A 405-nucleotide genomic window follows, 5' to 3' on the forward strand; every position below is an offset into this window, starting at 1 on the left:
TCAGTAAACTCAATCATCGGCGGACAAACCAGCTGATAACCATGAGTGATAAGCTGCTCAATCAGTTGATGCCTAAGCACTTCTTGCTTATGGGCATCTTCAAACAGGACATCGACCACCCCATCAGGCAACAGCCAACTGTTGGCCACATCGCTGGCAAAATGGTTTAGGTAGGGCATGCTATTAGGTTTAGCAACGCTATCGGCAGGCTGAGTGGCCGCATTTTTTGTTGCATTTAACTGGGCAGGTTTTGCAGAATCAGAACTGACAGACACAATAAATCCTTGTTTGGCGTATCGCTTACCAAAAAACGCGGTACTGATGCGGTACTCAAAGGTTGTTTTACCAAGTATTGACGCCGAGTGTTTTTATTTTTAACGCGCAACATCATTGACCCAATTATTT

The 405-nt window shown here is 44.7% G+C and carries 1 protein-coding gene; it reads right to left on the minus strand.

What is annotated here, in order from left to right:
• Positions 1-275 (minus strand): ATP phosphoribosyltransferase regulatory subunit (locus B3V51_RS08445; RefSeq protein WP_286708240.1); only part of this gene is annotated, 275 nt, incomplete at its 3' end.
• Between the last annotated feature and the right edge of the window lie 130 nt (positions 276-405).

It is taken from the genome of Psychrobacter sp. UBA2514 (assembly GCF_002341255.1).
Classification (GTDB): domain Bacteria; phylum Pseudomonadota; class Gammaproteobacteria; order Pseudomonadales; family Moraxellaceae; genus Psychrobacter; species Psychrobacter pacificensis.